A 14,987-nucleotide genomic window follows, 5' to 3' on the forward strand; every position below is an offset into this window, starting at 1 on the left:
TGGGGAGCGTGAACTTGGTGACCCGCTTCCTCGGCGTGTGCGCGGCCGGGTTGGCGCACCGGCCGCAGACCAGCGTCAGGACAGCCAGCCGGTACAGACAGACCTTGGTGCCGAAGACGATCACGCGGCTGTTCCCCTCCCGGTCGGTGCCCGTGTGCACGGCCCGGTCTCCCGCATGCGGCAGGCGGGTTCATGCCCTGGGCCACGCGGGGGACCCCCCGGCCGCGACTGCCGCCGCCGTCATCGGCGCGCCGCCATGTTCGTCAGGCGCCGCACCCCGGCGCCTTCCGCGCTCCCCCAAGGAGAGGCCCATGCCCCGACTTCCCCGCCTGGCGGGCGTCACCGCGGTGACCCTCGCCCTCGGTCTGCTCGCGACGGCTCCCGCGGTGGGCGGCGAACCGAGCGTGTCCGCCCCGCGCGTCATCGCCCACTTCGACTTCGCCAAGGGGCAGACGCCCGAGAACATCGCCCTCGAACCCGACGGCTCCGCCGACCTGACCTTCGCCTTCGCCCGGAAGGTCGCGAACGTCACCCGCCGGGGCGACACGCGGATTGTCGCCACCCTGCCCGCCGTGGCGAACCCCGGCACCCCGATCCTCGGCGCCGCCGTCGTCACCGGCATCGCCCGCGCCGACGACGGCACCCTCTACGTCAACTACGCCACCGGCACCCGCAGGACCGGCATCTGGCGCCTGGCCCGCCACGGCGGCGCCCCGCGGCAGATCGCCGAGCTGCCCGCCGACGGCTTCCCCAACGGCCTCGCCCTGGACGAGCGCCGGGGCGTGCTCTACGCCGCCGACTCCGTGCTCGGCACCGTCTGGCGCGTCTCCCTCAAGGACGGCACCCGCACGGCCTGGGCCACGGGAACCGCACTCGACCCGGGGACCGGCCCCGACGCCTCGGGCTTCGGCGTCAACGGACTGAGGTTCCACCACGGCGCCGTCTGGGTGTCCAACAGCGACGCCGGCACCGTCCTGCGCATCCCCGTCCGCGAGGACGGCTCCGCCGGACCCCTGCGCACCAGGGCGACCGGCCTCACCGGCATCGACGACTTCGGCTTCGTCGAGCGGCACCGCGACACCGTCCTCGCCGCGCTGTTCGGCAGCAGCGAGGTGGTCCGGATCGCCCCGGACGGCCGCCGCTCCGTCGTCCTCACCGCCGACGACGGGCTCTCCAACCCGACCGCCGTGGCCGTACGCGGCAGAAGCGCCTACGTGACCAGCGCGTCCTACCTCGACCAGGACGACCCGAACCTCCTCCTCGCCCGCGTCCACCAGCGCGACCGCGACTGACTCAGCGCTCGTGCACGACCCGCCCGTCGAACACCGTCATGTCCACCTCCACCTCGGTGATCTCGTGCGGGTCCAGGCCGAGCAGCGGCCGGTCCAGCACACACAGGTCCGCGACCTTCCCGGCCTCCACGGTCCCCTTCCACTCCTCGGCGAAGTCCTGCCGGGCCGGGTGGACGGTGTACGCCCGCAGTGCGTCGGCCAGGCCCACGCACTGCTCGGGGCCGCTGGCGCGGCCGCTCGCCTTCGACTCCCGGAGCATCATCGCGGCCACCCCCTGCCGCCAGTCCGGCGTGGTGATCGGCGCGTCGGAGCTGGCGCAGACCGCGACCCCCGCGTCCAGCGCGGACCGTACGGGCCACTGGTAGGCGGACCGCTCCCTGCCCACCACCTCGTCCATGAGGTCCGAGACGGTCCACTTGATCGCCGGGTTCATGTTGATGCCCCACCCGTGCGCGGCCAGCCGCGCCAGAGAGCGGGGGCCGACGAAGTCGCCGTGGATGACGTAGTGCCGGGCGTCCGGGCGGGGCACGGCCGCGTCGGCCGCGACGAACGCGTCCACGACCGCGTCGATCGCCAGGTCACCGGTGACATGCACGCCGAGCTGGAAACCCGCCCCGTGCGCGACACGGATCATCTCCCGCAGCTCCTCGGTCCGCAGCGCGGGCGTGTCGCCGTGCACGCACAGCGCGCCGTGACCGCCGCCGGCGTACGGCTCGCTCATCCACGCCGTACGGTTCGGGGGCACCCCGTCGGCGAAGATCTTCACCCCGAGCACGTTCAGCCGGCGCGGATCGGCCGTGACCGGCGCGCCCAGCTCCGCCAGGCCCGTGCGCAGGTCGTCGGCCGAGCCGCCCATCGGCGCGGGCAGCAGCAGCACACCGACCCGGGCGTCGAGTTCGCCGTCGGCCGCCAGTGCGGCGTACGCGGTCAGGTTGTCGGTGCTCAGCCCGCCGAAGAACGTCGTGGCACCGCCCGGCCCGAGCCCCGGCTCGGTGTAGCTGGTGATGCCGCGCGCGTGCAGCTCCGCGACGACGGCCCGGATGGCCTCCCGGCGCCGCTCGACCGTGGGGGACGGCAGCGCGGCCTGCACCAGTGACTGGGCGGCCTCGCGGAGGATGCCGGTGGGCCGGCCGTCCGCGTCCCGGTCGACGACTCCGCCCGGCGGCGCCGCGCTGCCGGCGTCGACGCCGCACACGCGCAGCGCCGCGCTGTTCGCCCACACCATGTGCGAGGAGAAGTCGGTGAGACACACCGGATGGTCCGGTGCCACGGCGTCCAGGTCCCGGCGGTGCGGGAAACGCAGCGGATCACTCACGCACTCCGCGAGATAGCCGGGGTCCCAGCCCAGCCCCACGATCCACTCACCGGGCCCGGCCGCGGCCACGGCCCGCTCGACCGCCCGGGCGACGTCGGCGATCGACCGCACGGCCGGATGACCGACGTCCAGGGCGAACGGGGGCTTCGTCATCCCGTACGCGGCCCCGTGCAGATGGGAGTCGTTGATGCCGGGCAGGACGGTCCGGCCGCCGAGGTCGACGACCCGGGTACCGGGCCCGGCCAGGGCACGCATCTCGGCGTCCGAGCCGACGGCCACGATGTCCCGGCCGCGCACGGCCACGCCTTCCGCGACCGTGAACGCGTCGTCGAGGGTGAGGACCTGACCGCCGGTCAGGACGAGGGTGGGGGTGCTGTCGCTCACGCGAGGCCTTTCTGCGGGGTCGGGGGAGGGGGCGGTCACCGGGTCGTCCGGGGACCGAGGAAGGCGAGGGCCGCGCCCGCCACCAGGGCCACGCCCTGGGCCATCTGCTGCCAGAAGGCGGGCACGTTCAACAGGGTGAGGCCGTTCTGCAGAGAACCGAGGAACAGCACGCCGAGCAGCACCCCGAACACCGAGCCGCTGCCGCCGCTCAGCGCGACCCCGCCGAGCAGCACCGCTGTCAGCACGGTCAGCTCGAAGCCCGCCCCCGACGTCCCCGCCACCGCGCTGTCCAGCACCGACGCCTTGATCGCCCCGGCCAGCGCCGCCGCCACACCCGTCACCACGAACAGCGCGAACGGCGCCCGGCGCACCGCGATGCCCGACAGATGGGCCGCCTCCCGGTTCACCCCGATCGCGAAGACATGCCGCCCCGCCGGGGTGAACGCCAGGAACGACGCGCCCGCCACCAGCACCAGCGCGGCGATCACCACCGGTGCGTCCACCCCGGCGATCCGCGACCCGCCCAGCCAGGCGAACCCCGCCCCGAAACCGCTCAGCGGCAGCGGGAACACCTGCTGCGCCAGTCCGCGCACGGCGGTCAGCATGCCCAGCGTCACGATGAACGCCGACAGCCCCAGGTAGCAGCAGAGCACCCCGTTCACGGCACCCACGGCCGCGCCCACCGCCAGCGCGCCGAGCACCGCGACCACCGGCGACTGGTGCTGTTCCCCCGCGAGCCAGCCGGCCACCAGTCCGCCCAGGGCGAGCGTGGAACCCACCGACAGATCGAGATACCCGCTGATCACCAGCAGCGCGAGCGGGACGGCCACGATGGCGAGCGTCGCCGCGTCGGTGGCGATCCCGCGCAGATTGCCCGCGTCGAGGAAACTGCCCGTCGTCACCTGGAAGACCAGCACCAGCACGGCGAGGACGGCGAGCAGCGGATGACGGCGTACGGCGGTGAGACGCCCGTACGACATCGCACGCGCGGCGGTCAGAGTGGTCATGCTGCTCCTTCGTGGACGGCCGACAGCAGCGCGGCCTCGGTGAGTTCGGGTCCGCTCAGCTCGCCGGCGACCCGGCCGGCCCGGACGATCAGACAGCGGTGGGCGAGCGCGACGACCTCCTCGGGGTCGTTGGACGCGAACAGCACGGCGGTGCCGCGCTCGGCGGCCAGGGTGCGGACGACGCCGTAGATCTCCTGGCGGGCGCCGATGTCCACGCCCTGCGTGGGCTCGTCGAGGAGCAGGACGTCCACCTCGCGTGCCTCGTTGATCCAGCGGCCGAGGACGAGTTTCTGCTGGTTGCCGCCGGAGAAGGCGGCGGCGGGGAGATCCGGGCGGGCGGGGCGCAGCGCGACGGCGTCGGACAGCGTGCCGAAGACGCGGCGTTCGGCTCGGGTGGAGCGGATCGAGAGCCGGGCCATCCGGCGGATGCTGGGGAGCAGGGCGTTGTCCTGGGCGCTGAGCACGGGGAAGAGGGCCTGGGCGCGTCGGTCGCCGGGGACCAGGGCGATGCGGGCGGCCAAGGCGTCCGAGGGGCGGGAGGGGCGGACGGTCCTGGTTCCGACGTGGAGGTTTCCGGCGGTTGCGGGGTGTCTGCCGTAGATCGTTTCGAGGAGGCTGGTGCGGCCGGAGCCGATCAGGCCGTACAGGGCGACGATTTCGCCTTCGGCGACGGTGAGGTCGACGGGGCCGAAGCGGGGGCCCTGCAGGGCGTCGAGGGTGAGGCGGTTCGGCCGCGGCCGCGGGGTCGGCGGTGGCTGGTCGTGCCCACGCGGCGGAGCCGCACCGTGATACGCCCCGCGCCCCTTCGAGGTGCGGCCGGTGATCGCTTCCACCAGGTCGCGACGGGACTGGCCGGTCATCCGCGCGTGGTGGGAGACCCTCCCGTCGCGCAGTACCGTCACCTCGTCCGCCAGGCGTTCCACCTCCCCCAGCAGATGGGTGACGTAGACGATCGCCAGGCCCTGGGTGCGCAGGTCCTCCACCCGTTCGGCCAGGGCCTCGCTCTCCGTGCCCGAGAGGGCGGCGGTCGGTTCGTCCAGGACCAGGACCGAGGCGCTGCGGCTGAGGGCCTTGGCGATCTCCACCAACTGGCGCTGTCCCATGGGGAGTTCACTCACGCGGTCGCGGGGGGAGCAGGTGGCGGCGACCCGTTCGAGCAGGCCGGCGGCGACCTCCTCCTGGGCGCGGCGGTCGATCCGGCCGTACCGGGTCCACTCCTGGCCGAGGAAGATGTTCTCGGCCACCGTCAGGGAGTCGACGACGCTGAGCGTCTGGAAGATGATCGCCACCCCGGCGGCGATCGACTCACGGGGACTCAGACGGGTGTGGGAGGTGCCGCCCACCTCGATGGTGCCCGCGTCCGGCGGGAAGGCCCCGCCGAGACAGCGGATCAGGGTGGACTTGCCGGCGCCGTTGTGGCCGAGCAGCGCGTGCACCCGGCCCCCCGGGACGGTGAGGTCGACGCCGTCCAGGGCCCGGACACCGCCGAAGGACTTGGTCAGACCCCGGATCCGCAGGTTGGGTTCGGTCATCGCCGGGGCCTAGGAGTTCTGGGCGAGCAGGGCGTCGATGCGCGCGGTGTCGGTGGGCCCCACGAGGGTGATCGGCACCTGGACGCCGGGGTTCGCCTTCCCGGCGGCCACGGCGAGCGGGACGTCCACGATCGCGTTGGCGATGTCCTGCGGCGCGAGCGCGGCGGAGGCGCGGTAGAACGTGCCCTGCTGGATGGCGAGGAGGGAGGGCGCGGCGCCGTCCTGGCCGCCGACGAAGGTCTTCGCGTCGGTCGCCTTGCGGCCCGTCTGCTGGAGCGCCTTGAAACCGCCGTACGCCGCCGCGTCCGTGACCCCGAGGACGAGGTTGAGGTCGGGGTGCTTGGCGAGGATCGCCTTGGTCTTCGACAGACCCGTGTCCGGGTCGATGGCCTGCTCCTGGGCGACCACGTCGACGCCCGGCGCGGCCTTGGTGAACGCGTCGACCATGCCCTTGGTGCGCTCACGGCCGAGTTGGATGGTGCTGTCGGTGAGGAAGGCGATCTTGCCCTTGCCGCCGAGCGTCTCCTCGGCCCACTTCGCGGCGGCCTCGCCGAGGAGCCGGCCGCCCTCCAGGAAGCTGAACTGGATGTCCGCGCTCTGGTGTTCGAGCGATCCGCCGTACGTCACCCAGATCAGCCCGGCGTCCAGTGCCCGCTTCGCGGTCGCCTCGGTGGCCTCGAAGACCATCGGGAACGAGACGATCGCCGGGATCTTCCTGGTGACCCAGGTGGTGAGGTTGGTGGCCTGGGTGTCGGCGCTGCTCGCGTCGCTCGTGGTCAGCAACGAGACGCCGTGCTTCTTGGCGGCGGCGGTGGAGAGCTTGACCAGGGTCGCGTAGAGGGGAAGCTGGGTGAAGGGGTAGTCGAGACCGATCTGGCGGAGGTCGCCGGCCTTCGCCGAGGGCGTGCCCGCCGCTTCGGCCGTGCTCGCACCGCCGGGGGCCGAGCAGCCCGCGACGCCGATCGCCCCGGTCGCGACGGCACCGGCCGACCAGGCGAGGAAACGGCGGCGGGACGGCGTCGAGTCGAGGGCGTACGGGGATCTGGACATGGCGCAACTCCCAGGGATGGCGGCCCGGCACGGCGGGCGTCCGGCTGTGCCGAACAGGAAAGACCCGTCCGCCGCGGCCCGCCATCCGTAGAAATACCGACCGGCGCCGGGTGGGGTGGACGTCTTGTGGGCTCGGCCCGCCACCCCTATCGTTAGGGTCCAAATGACTTGCCCGTCATCTCCTGCCCGTCTTCACCTGCTCGCCATCTCCCGCCCGCCATCTCCTGCCCGACGTCTCGCGTCCGACAGGGAACCCCCGGAGGCCCGTGTGTTCGGTCACCGGCAGATCGCCGCCGCCGCCCGCATCGGCATGCTCACCCGGGAACGGGACACCGCCGGCGCCTGCGCCGAAGCCGTGGCGGAGCTGGGCCGGGCCCTGCCCTTCGACGCGGTCACCCTGCTTTCCATCGACCCCGTCTCCCGCACCCACGTCCAGGTCGCGGGCGTCGGTTACACCGCCGAGGACTCCCAGGCCCTGGCCGCCGAGTTCGTCTCCACGCCCTGGTACGACAACGTGGTGGGCCGCGATCTGCCGATGTCCATCTCCGAGGACGCCGACGACGACCCCGGCCCGCGCTTCCGGCAGGGCTGGTTCTACGCCGAGCGGGTCCGGCCGACCGGCTTCCGCGACGGCCTGACCGGGGCACTGCGGCACGACGGGCGCCTGGTCGGCCTGGTGCATCTGTCCACCGAGGGGCGGGACGTCTACGACACCGAGGCACGCCGCCTGCTCGCCTGGCTGCTGCCCGCCCTGGGCGCCCTCGCCGACCCGGCCGATCTGCGCGACCTGCCCGCCGGGGCGCGGGCCGGACTGTGCACCGCCGACGGGCCCGTGGACCTGCCGGGCCGGGAACGCGCCGCAAGTCTGCGCGACCCGGACTTCCGGCGCCTCGCCGCGGCGTTCGAGGCCTCCGGAGGGCTCCGGCTGCGGGTGCTGTGGCCGGTCGGCGCCGGCTGGTGCCGGGTCGTGCTGCGCCGTCGTACCGTCGGACCCGTGCGGGAGGCGGTGCTGGTCACCGAGGTGCCCGTCGAACTGCCCTACGGCGTCAGCCCGCGCGAGCTGGAGGTGCTCACCCGGGCCGCCACGGGCCAGACCAACCAGGCCATCGCGCAGGCCCTCTACCTGTCACCGCGCACCGTGCACAGCCACATCGAGCACCTCCTGCGCAAGACCGGCTGCGCCTCCCGCGCCGAGGCCACCGCCCTGGCGGTCCGCGACGGTGTCCTGCGCCCGGCCCCCGAGCACCTCGCTCACTTCGTGGAGCGGGTACCGGCCGACTGAACCGGCGGGACGGCGCGCGGCCGGCCGGGCCCCGGCTCGGACCCGCGCCGTCAGGAGCCCTTCCACGCTCCGTGGGCATCGGCGGCAGCCTCCCGCTGAACTGCGCCGGTGTCGGCAAGGCCCTGCTCGCGTCCTGCGGCGCCGACCTGGTGGAGGAGGCGCTGTCCCGGCCGCTGCCGAGTCCCACCCCGTACTCCCACTCCCTCACCGACCCGGCCCGGCTGCGCACGGCGCCGGAGAAGATCCAGCACGGTCGCCGCCCTCTCCGTGGCCGTGCCCCGCTCCCGCTTCAGCCCCGCCCGGCTCGCCCCCGCCGTACGGACGGCGGCGCTGGGACTGTCACGGGTGCCGGGGCGCGGCCTGAGGGTCCGCAACCGCTACCGGTCGGGCGCGGCCAGGCCCGCACCGGTGTCCGGCTCGGGGTTGAACACCGGGTGGTAGCTCTCCGGCGGCGCCAGATAGGCGGCGGCCGGCACCCCACCCGTGTCGATCACGATCTGGTCCACGGCGATCCCCGGATCGACCATGAAGATCCGCAGGACATGCTCGCCGGGCTCGGCGACCGTCACGGTGGCGGTCAGCTTCTCGACGCCCTCCTCGACATTGCGCGCCCAGGCGTCCCCCCGGTTGCCGGTGGCGATGTTCTGCCCCGTCAGCACGGTCACCGGCCGGTCGTCGAGGCCGACCGCCAGCCGTCGCGCGCCCCGCTCGTCCAGCGAGGGCAGCCGGAACACGGTGACCGGAAAGACGCCCGTGCTCGTGAAGCGCACCCGGTACCGCAGCTCCGGAGCCCGCACGGCGTGCTCCCCGGTGACCGCAGCCGCCGTGGACGGCACCGCCTGCACCGCGCCCGTACGCCGTCCCAGACCGCGCACGGTCCGCCAGCGGGCCCCGCCCCGCGCCACCCGCCGCTCGGTGTGCACCGCGTCGATCGAGACACAGCCGTCGGCCTCCACGAACCCGCGGGCCCTGCGCCGGGCCCGGTCCCCGCCGTTGACCACCCGCAACGGCACCTCGAACCGCCCGTCGGCACCGGTGACGACGACCATGGCGTCGAGGGTGCCCTCGGGGGCGAGCGACCAGTCCACCTCGACCCACATCCGGGTCTGCTCGGTGAGCGAGCCGCCGGTCGCACTCAGCCGCACCCAGGGGCGGTCGGCCTCGGCGGCCCAGGTCAGCGGCAGGAAGCCGGTGTTGAAGACGTCCACGAACCGCCTGCCCCGGGTCACGGAGGAGAAGGAGAGCGGACGGGCCGTGCCGGTCTCGTTCCCCTCGGCGGCCACGCCGAGCCCGGACGTCTCCTGCCGGGTCACCCGGGTGACGGCCGGACGCCCCGGCGCCTTGGGGATCTGCGAGGGATAGGGATTGATGTAACCGTCCCATTTCCCGCCCGCGACCTGGGAGTTGTACCGCGCGGTGAGCGCGGCCTCCGCCGTGTGCGCGGCCTCGGCGAGATCCGCGAGGCGGTTGGCCCCGGCGCCCCGGCCCTGCCGTACGGCGAGCGCGTTGCGGTCCGCCCAGTAGTACTTGAGCTGCATCAAGCAGGCCCCGTGCACCGGATATTCAACCAGCTCGTAGTAGGCGTCCCGGAAGGTGTCCGGCAGTTCGGCGCCGACCGCCCGGACCCGCTCCAGCAGCCGTTCGTACGCGGCCATCCGGCGTCCCGCCTCGTCCCCGTGATGGACGACCGAGAAGACGTTGCGGTCGATGAACTCCGGTCTGCGCTCGGCCGCCAGCCGGTAGTACTCACCGCGGATCGCGGCCGTCTCCCGTGCGTGGCGCCGTCCGAACAGCCGCCCGTACCACTCCACCAGGAAGCCCTCGACGTCTTCGGCACCCCATCGGTCCACGTCCCAGGCCATGTCCATACAGAACGACAGCCCGGTCTCGATCGACTTGACGTCACCGACGTTGAAGATCCACATCCGGTCCGCGCCGTGCTCGTACACCCGACGCAACTCCTGCCAGACCTTGGCGAGTTGCGTGGTGTCCAGCCAGAGATAGCTGCGCGGGCGGCCCCAGTAGGAGAGGTGGTAGTAGATCCCGTTGCCGCCGGAGCGGGCGCGTTCCGTGTCGTCCGGAAGCTGGCGCATGTTGCCGTGGTTGTCGTCCGGCCAGATCAGCGTCACGTCGTCGGGCACCTCGACACCCGCGTTGTACAGGTCCAGAACCTCCTTGTACGGGATGAAGATCTGCGGCTCGGCCGCCGCGCCGACCTCCTCCGCGAGGATCCGGCGCTGGTCGGCGACGATGTCGTTCATCACCGCGACCTTCTCCGGGATCGTCGTGGCGTTCCTCGTCTCCAGCGCGGTGTCGTGCAGCCCGCGCATCCCGATCGTCCAACTGCTCTCGTTGGCCGCGTTCTCCCGGGCCCTGGCCCTCCAGTAGTCGGAGATGACGGCCGGGTTGACCGTGTAGTCGTACACCGGCAGGCCGCCCTCCGCGGTCCGGTGCTCCTCCGCCCAGGGCGCCCACTCGTGGACCCCGTTGCGCAGCAGCGCCTCGGGGTGGCTGGAACCGACCACGATGCCGTAACGGTCGGCGAGTTCGGGGTTCTCCCGGTACTTGTTGAAGAAGTCGGAGTACGGATGCATCGCCGGCCACAGGTAGTTGGCCTTGAGGCGCAGCAGCAGCTCGAAGATCCGCTGGTACGTCCGCGGGCCGATGTTCTTGTCCGGCTCCTGGGTGCGGTGCGACCAGGTGGTCAGATTCTGCTCGTCGTTGATGAAGACACCCCGGTAGCGGACGGAGGGTTCCAGCCGTTCGAGCGGCCCGGCGGGCACGGTCACGCCGTCCCGCCGCTCGACCGGCACGTCCGCCCACCAGTACCAGGGCGTGACACCGATGCGCTCCGAGGTGTCGTACACGCCGTAGACCGTGCCGCGGCGGTCGCTGCCCGCGATCACCAGGGCGCGGTCCACGCCGGGCGCCGGCCGGTCGACGACCTGGGTGACGGAGGCCTCCCAGCGGCCCCGCACCCGGGAGACGTCCAGCCGCCCCTGCGCCACCAGCCGGTCGATGAGCGGGCTGGCGCCGAGGGTGCCGATCAGGACGAGAGCGGTGGCGCGGTCCGGGAGGGTGTCCCGCAGCTCCGGGCGGACCCCGGTCACCCGCTCCACGTCCGCCTGGAGGTCGCCGGCGACTCGGAGCACCGCCGGGTCGTCGGACGCGTCGACATGCAGGGCCACGGCGATGCCGTCCCGGACGAGTGCGAAGTCCGGGCGGCTCGACGCGGCCGCGGCGCGGGACGCCGGGAGCACGGCGGGGAGCAAGGGGGCGGCCCCGGCGGCCGCCATGCCGCGCAGGAACGACTTACGGGTCAGCGGCGACGGGTGCGGCGGGTCCTGCGGGTCCGGCGGGTCCTGCGGGGCCTCAGGGGTGGAGTGCGACACGAGACGCTTTTCCCTTCCGTGCGGTGCGGCGGACGGCGGGGTGCGGGGTGCTGGTGCTGGTGCCTCCCGGGCACCGGCATGGGCATGCCAGAAAGCGCTTGCTGTGCGGCACCCTAGGTCAGCCCCGTGAGACCCGTCCATAAGCGTGCGTGGACGGGGTGCGAGGATCAGTCGCCCCGCAGTCGGTCGCGCTGGAGCCGCCTGGCCAGGGCGCGGCGCACGGAAGCCGAGGTGGCGGGAGGTTCGCCCCGCGCGGGCAGGTCGAGTCCGCGGCTGATCACGTCGTACGCGGCCCGGAATCCGGTGGGCAGGTCCGTGGCGCCCGCTCTCAGGTCGGCCTCGACGAGACGCCGCAGCGCGTCGACGGTCTGCGGGGTGAAGCGCTTCCTGCCCCGGCTGAGGGCGTCGAGGTGCCGGGTGCAGTGGGCCGCGCCGTCGAGGAGTTCGGAGATCTCCTCGGCCAGGCCCCACAGGCGTCCTTCGAGCCAGTGGGCGTCGGGCTGGTCGAGGGTGAGCTCCAGTGGGGCCGCCGGGCCGTCCCGGTGTTTCGTCATCTGCTTGGACACGGCCGGCTGGCTCATCCCGGCGAGCCGGGCGATGGTGTCCTGCGTCCAGCCGAGCCCGGCGAACACCTGGATCATCTCGGCGCGCAGCGCACGCATCTCCTCGCCCGCGCGGATGACCTCGTTGATCTCCGTCAGCATGCGCTCGGCCTGCTCCTCGGTCAGCGCCTCGGGTGCGCCGTCCATGCTCTCCTCACCTGTCACAACCCGGTTATACACCCTGCTCAGCCCGCGTTCGATGGAGATAACCGGGTTGTATAACCCGGTTATGGGTGTCAGGATCCAGTGCATGCCCACTTTCCGCGCCCCTGACGGCACCCGGCTCGCCTACCGCGAGACGGGCACCGGCACCCCTCTGGTCTGTGTCCCCGGTGGCCCCACGGACTCCGCCTACCTCGGGGATCTCGGCGGCCTGTCCGCGTATCACCGGCTGATCGTCCTGGACCTGCGCGGCACCGGGCGGTCCGCGATCCCCGAGGACACCTCCTCGTACCGCTGCGACCGGCTCGTCGACGACGTGGAGGCCCTGCGCGCGCGTCTCGGGCTGCCCCGGATGGACCTCCTCGGCCACTCCGCCGGGGCGAACGTCGTGACGCAGTACGCGGCCCGGCATCCCGAGCACGTCGGGAGGCTCGTGCTCGTCACCCCCGGGACCCGGGCCGTCGGCATCGAGATCACCGGCGCGACACGGCGTGCACTCGCACGGCTCAGGAAGGACGAGCCGTGGTTCCCGCAGGCGTATGCCGCGCTGGAGGCGATCACCGGGGGCGGGCGCGCGGACGGGGAGGCGATCGCCCCCTTCTTCCACGGCCGTTGGGACGAGGCCGCGCGGCAGCACCATGCGCGGTCGCGCCCGGCCGACGAGCGGATCGCCGCCCGCTTCGGGGCCGAGGGGGCCTTCACCCCCGAGGCCACCCGTGCCGCGCTGGCCACCCTCCTCGCTCCCGTCCTGCTGCTCGCCGGTGAGTTCGACGTCAACAGCCCGCCCCGCTCGGTCGCGGAGTGCGCGGAACTGTTCCCGGACGCGGCCCTCGTCGTCCAGCCGGGAGCGGGGCACTATCCCTGGCTGGACGACTCCGCGCGGTTCGTCGAGACCCTCTCGGCGTTCCTGGCACCGGCAACCGGGCTCAGCGGCACAGGGCGAACAGGTCGTCCTCGAACGTCGGGAACTCGGCCTTCGCCCCCTCGATGACGGCGAGGGCGGGACGGCGCGGGGTGGTGGCGTGCCGCGCGGCCAACTCGGCCAGTTCCGGCCGGGGGCGGACGTCGCGGTCCGGGTCCAGCGCGGCCTCCATCGGGCCGTAGCCGTCGGCGAGGACCCACAGGAAGTCCGAGAGGTTCCCCGCCACCACCCCGACCTCCCCCTCCGAGCCGAGGAACACCACCGGCTGCTCGGTGAGCGGCAGCCCCGGGCGCACACACCACAGGGCGGCGAGCCCGCCCGTACCGTCCTGGCCGAAGACCCGGTAGGCGGCGCCGTCGAGTTCATGGTTGCCGGTCCAGTCGCGGATCCAGTCGGTGGTCTCCTCGGCGGAGTCGAAGTCGTCGTACGGCTCGAAGTCGAAGCCGTCGCCGTCGTCGTAGGGGAAGTCCGCCGTGGCCACCTCGGCCAGGGCGGGCGGGAAGCGGCGGTCGCCGGTGATCGTCTCGGTCATGGACGCAGGCTAGACGCGGCCACCGACAATGCCCCCACGGGGTTGTTATGACCGCCGTCATGATGGATGCTGCCCCACGGCACCGGCCACCGGCGAACGGGGAGGATCACCGTGGGGGACACCGTCGCACGCAGTCTGTGGGAGCGGTTCGAACCGGTCCACGGCCTGGTCTACTTCACCCCCGAGGTCCGCCGGGCCGCCGACGACCTGGGCCTGCGCGGCTTCTGGATGGGCTACTTCGCCCTGCGCGCGGCTCCGCTCGGCCCCGCGCCCGCCCCGGTGGTCACCAGCTGCTTCTACGTCTTCCACCCCGACCGTGTCACCCGGGCGCTGCCGGACGCGTGGGGGTACGCCGACCCGGCGGCCGTGCTCGCGGCACGCGCGCGTGCGGTCGGGGCCGCCATGACCGGCGTCTACGGCCCGGAGGTCGTCGCCTCCGAGGAGATGGCCGAGGCGGCCGACCTGGCCTGGGCGGCGGCCGAGGCGGCGGACACGGCGGGGCGGGTGCTCGGCGCCGCCAACCAGGCGCTCGCCCGCCCGGCCGAGCCGCACATCAGACTCTGGCAGGCCCTGACCACCCTGCGCGAACACCGTGGCGACGGCCATGTCGCCGTCCTCGTCGGGCGGGGCGTGGGGCCCGTCGAGGCGATGGTGCTGAAGTGCGCGGCGGGGGAGTCGGACGAGGAGGCGCAACGGCAGACCCGTAAGTGGGACCTGGAACCGTGGCAGGCGGCGCGGGCCCGGTTGGGTGCGCGCGGCTGGCTCGACGAGGACGGGCACCTCACCAAGGAGGGGGCGGCCGCCCGCGACGAGATCGAGGCCGACACGGATGCCGCGGCCGCCCAGCCCTGGAACGCCCTCGGCACCGAGGCCACCGCCCGCCTCGCCGACCTGCTGGCCCCCCTGGCCCGGACCGTCCTGGACTCGGGGATCGTCCCGCCCGCCAACCCGGTGGGACTGACCAGGGGCTCCTGGGGGACCGCCGGGAGGTGATCCCGCTCGGTGGCGGGGCGGGGGTGATCGCCGCATGCGGTGCGGTGCGGTGCGATGCGGCGCAGGGGCGGGGAACCCGTCGCGGTGCGGTGCGCGGGCGGCCACTGGGGCCGGTGCGGGGCCGTCGCCGCAGCCACGGACATCGGCAGCGCCAGGAAGAGCCGGTCGGTGGCGGCGCACGGGGCGTGACGCGATCCGTGCGGGCGGGCACCGGCACCCGCCGTGCCTCGGCCGTGCCCGCCCCGGCTCCGCCGGTTCGTGGAACACCCTGTCGGCGCGCGGCAGCCGTCCACGGAGGCGTCCGGCCACGGCGGCGCACCGGCGTCGCCGACTCGGAGGTCCGCCTCCGGCAGGCGGGCGCCTGCGACGGCCGTCATCCGTTCCGAGGTCCTGCGGGCCCAGGCCGGGGAGCCAGGTGCCCGGATCGCCGCCGCGCGGGCGTCCCCCGCCCTCGTCGAGTGCGCGCTCGGCCGTGCGCACGAGGACGTCACCCCGTGCCCCCACTTCACCAGGCTCCCGGGG

The 14,987-nt window shown here is 73.7% G+C and carries 11 protein-coding genes and 2 pseudogenes; 5 read left to right on the plus strand and 8 right to left on the minus strand.

The genetic code is table 11. The features are described from left to right. Positions 1-4 precede the first annotated feature (4 nt). Positions 5-124: pseudogene (locus tag AQJ64_RS51045) on the minus strand (zinc-ribbon domain-containing protein); the annotation flags it as partial. Between the two features lie 187 nt (positions 125-311). On the opposite strand from AQJ64_RS51045, the gene AQJ64_RS22965 reads away from it, so the two are divergent. Beyond that, the gene (locus AQJ64_RS22965) at positions 312-1,292 is read left to right on the plus strand and encodes an SMP-30/gluconolactonase/LRE family protein (protein ID WP_055633093.1); all 981 of its coding nucleotides are present in this window, start codon (positions 312-314) and stop codon (positions 1,290-1,292) included. Position 1,293: 1 nt separating this feature from the next. On the opposite strand, the gene AQJ64_RS22970 is transcribed toward AQJ64_RS22965, so the two are convergent. The 4 genes from AQJ64_RS22970 to AQJ64_RS22985 are packed head-to-tail and all read right to left on the minus strand — an operon-like array spanning position 1,294 to position 6,580. After that, the gene (locus AQJ64_RS22970) at positions 1,294-2,991 is read right to left on the minus strand and encodes an amidohydrolase (protein ID WP_055633092.1); all 1,698 of its coding nucleotides are present in this window, start codon (positions 2,989-2,991) and stop codon (positions 1,294-1,296) included. 35 nt (positions 2,992-3,026) lie between these two features. Next, entirely contained in the window at positions 3,027-3,998 is a 972-nt protein-coding gene (locus AQJ64_RS22975) for an ABC transporter permease (protein WP_055638275.1), read from the minus strand. Then, entirely contained in the window at positions 3,995-5,530 is a 1,536-nt protein-coding gene (locus tag AQJ64_RS22980) for a sugar ABC transporter ATP-binding protein (protein WP_055638276.1), read from the minus strand. Before AQJ64_RS22980 ends, AQJ64_RS22975 begins: the two co-directional genes overlap by 4 nt. 9 nt (positions 5,531-5,539) lie before the next feature. After that, entirely contained in the window at positions 5,540-6,580 is a 1,041-nt protein-coding gene (locus tag AQJ64_RS22985; protein WP_055638277.1) for a sugar ABC transporter substrate-binding protein, read from the minus strand. Between the two features lie 268 nt (positions 6,581-6,848). Between AQJ64_RS22985 and AQJ64_RS22990 the strand changes: the two genes are divergently transcribed. Beyond that, positions 6,849-7,862: a helix-turn-helix transcriptional regulator gene (locus AQJ64_RS22990; RefSeq protein WP_099054141.1), complete on the plus strand. Its 1,014-nt coding sequence runs from the start codon at positions 6,849-6,851 to the stop codon at positions 7,860-7,862. A 77-nt stretch (positions 7,863-7,939) separates the two neighbouring features. Beyond that, positions 7,940-8,303, plus strand: a pseudogene (locus AQJ64_RS51050) (IclR family transcriptional regulator); the annotation flags it as partial. On the opposite strand, the gene AQJ64_RS22995 reads toward AQJ64_RS51050, so the two are convergent. Both AQJ64_RS22995 and AQJ64_RS23000 read right to left on the minus strand, forming a co-directional pair. Next, a complete protein-coding gene (locus AQJ64_RS22995; protein ID WP_079061883.1) occupies positions 8,240-11,158 on the minus strand; it encodes a glycosyl hydrolase 115 family protein in 2,919 nt (972 codons plus the stop codon). The pseudogene AQJ64_RS51050 and the gene AQJ64_RS22995 overlap by 64 nt on opposite strands. A 263-nt stretch (positions 11,159-11,421) precedes the next feature. Beyond that, the gene (locus AQJ64_RS23000) at positions 11,422-12,003 is read right to left on the minus strand and encodes a hypothetical protein (RefSeq protein ID WP_055638278.1); all 582 of its coding nucleotides are present in this window, start codon (positions 12,001-12,003) and stop codon (positions 11,422-11,424) included. 103 nt (positions 12,004-12,106) lie between these two features. Between AQJ64_RS23000 and AQJ64_RS23005 the strand changes: the two genes are divergently transcribed. After that, complete coding sequence (locus tag AQJ64_RS23005; protein ID WP_079061914.1) at positions 12,107-13,009, plus strand: alpha/beta fold hydrolase; 903 nt, start codon at positions 12,107-12,109, stop codon at positions 13,007-13,009. On the opposite strand, the gene AQJ64_RS23010 is transcribed toward AQJ64_RS23005, so the two are convergent. Then, positions 12,945-13,472 carry a hypothetical protein gene (locus AQJ64_RS23010; RefSeq protein ID WP_055638279.1) on the minus strand — a complete coding sequence of 176 codons (528 nt, stop codon included), beginning with the start codon at positions 13,470-13,472 and terminating at the stop codon, positions 12,945-12,947. The genes AQJ64_RS23005 and AQJ64_RS23010 overlap by 65 nt on opposite strands. A 111-nt stretch (positions 13,473-13,583) precedes the next feature. On the opposite strand from AQJ64_RS23010, the gene AQJ64_RS23015 reads away from it, so the two are divergent. Continuing rightward, positions 13,584-14,465 carry an SCO6745 family protein gene (locus AQJ64_RS23015; RefSeq protein WP_059202975.1) on the plus strand — a complete coding sequence of 294 codons (882 nt, stop codon included), beginning with the start codon at positions 13,584-13,586 and terminating at the stop codon, positions 14,463-14,465. The last annotated feature ends 522 nt before the right edge of the window (positions 14,466-14,987 follow it).

The organism is Streptomyces griseoruber (genome assembly GCF_001514205.1).
GTDB classification, from domain to species: domain Bacteria; phylum Actinomycetota; class Actinomycetes; order Streptomycetales; family Streptomycetaceae; genus Streptomyces; species Streptomyces griseoruber.

Excerpts from the sequence above, each read along its gene's own strand:
- AQJ64_RS22965 (WP_055633093.1), top strand. The coding sequence starts at position 312 with ATGCCCCGACTTCCCCGCCTGGCGGGCGTCACCGCGGTGACCCTCGCC.
- AQJ64_RS22975 (WP_055638275.1), bottom strand. The coding sequence starts at position 3,998 with ATGACCACTCTGACCGCCGCGCGTGCGATGTCGTACGGGCGTCTCACC.
- AQJ64_RS22980 (WP_055638276.1), bottom strand. The coding sequence starts at position 5,530 with ATGACCGAACCCAACCTGCGGATCCGGGGTCTGACCAAGTCCTTCGGC.
- AQJ64_RS22985 (WP_055638277.1), bottom strand. The coding sequence starts at position 6,580 with ATGTCCAGATCCCCGTACGCCCTCGACTCGACGCCGTCCCGCCGCCGT.
- AQJ64_RS22995 (WP_079061883.1), bottom strand. The coding sequence starts at position 11,158 with ATGGCGGCCGCCGGGGCCGCCCCCTTGCTCCCCGCCGTGCTCCCGGCG.
- AQJ64_RS23000 (WP_055638278.1), bottom strand. The coding sequence starts at position 12,003 with ATGGACGGCGCACCCGAGGCGCTGACCGAGGAGCAGGCCGAGCGCATG.
- AQJ64_RS23005 (WP_079061914.1), top strand. The coding sequence starts at position 12,107 with ATGCCCACTTTCCGCGCCCCTGACGGCACCCGGCTCGCCTACCGCGAG.
- AQJ64_RS23010 (WP_055638279.1), bottom strand. The coding sequence starts at position 13,472 with ATGACCGAGACGATCACCGGCGACCGCCGCTTCCCGCCCGCCCTGGCC.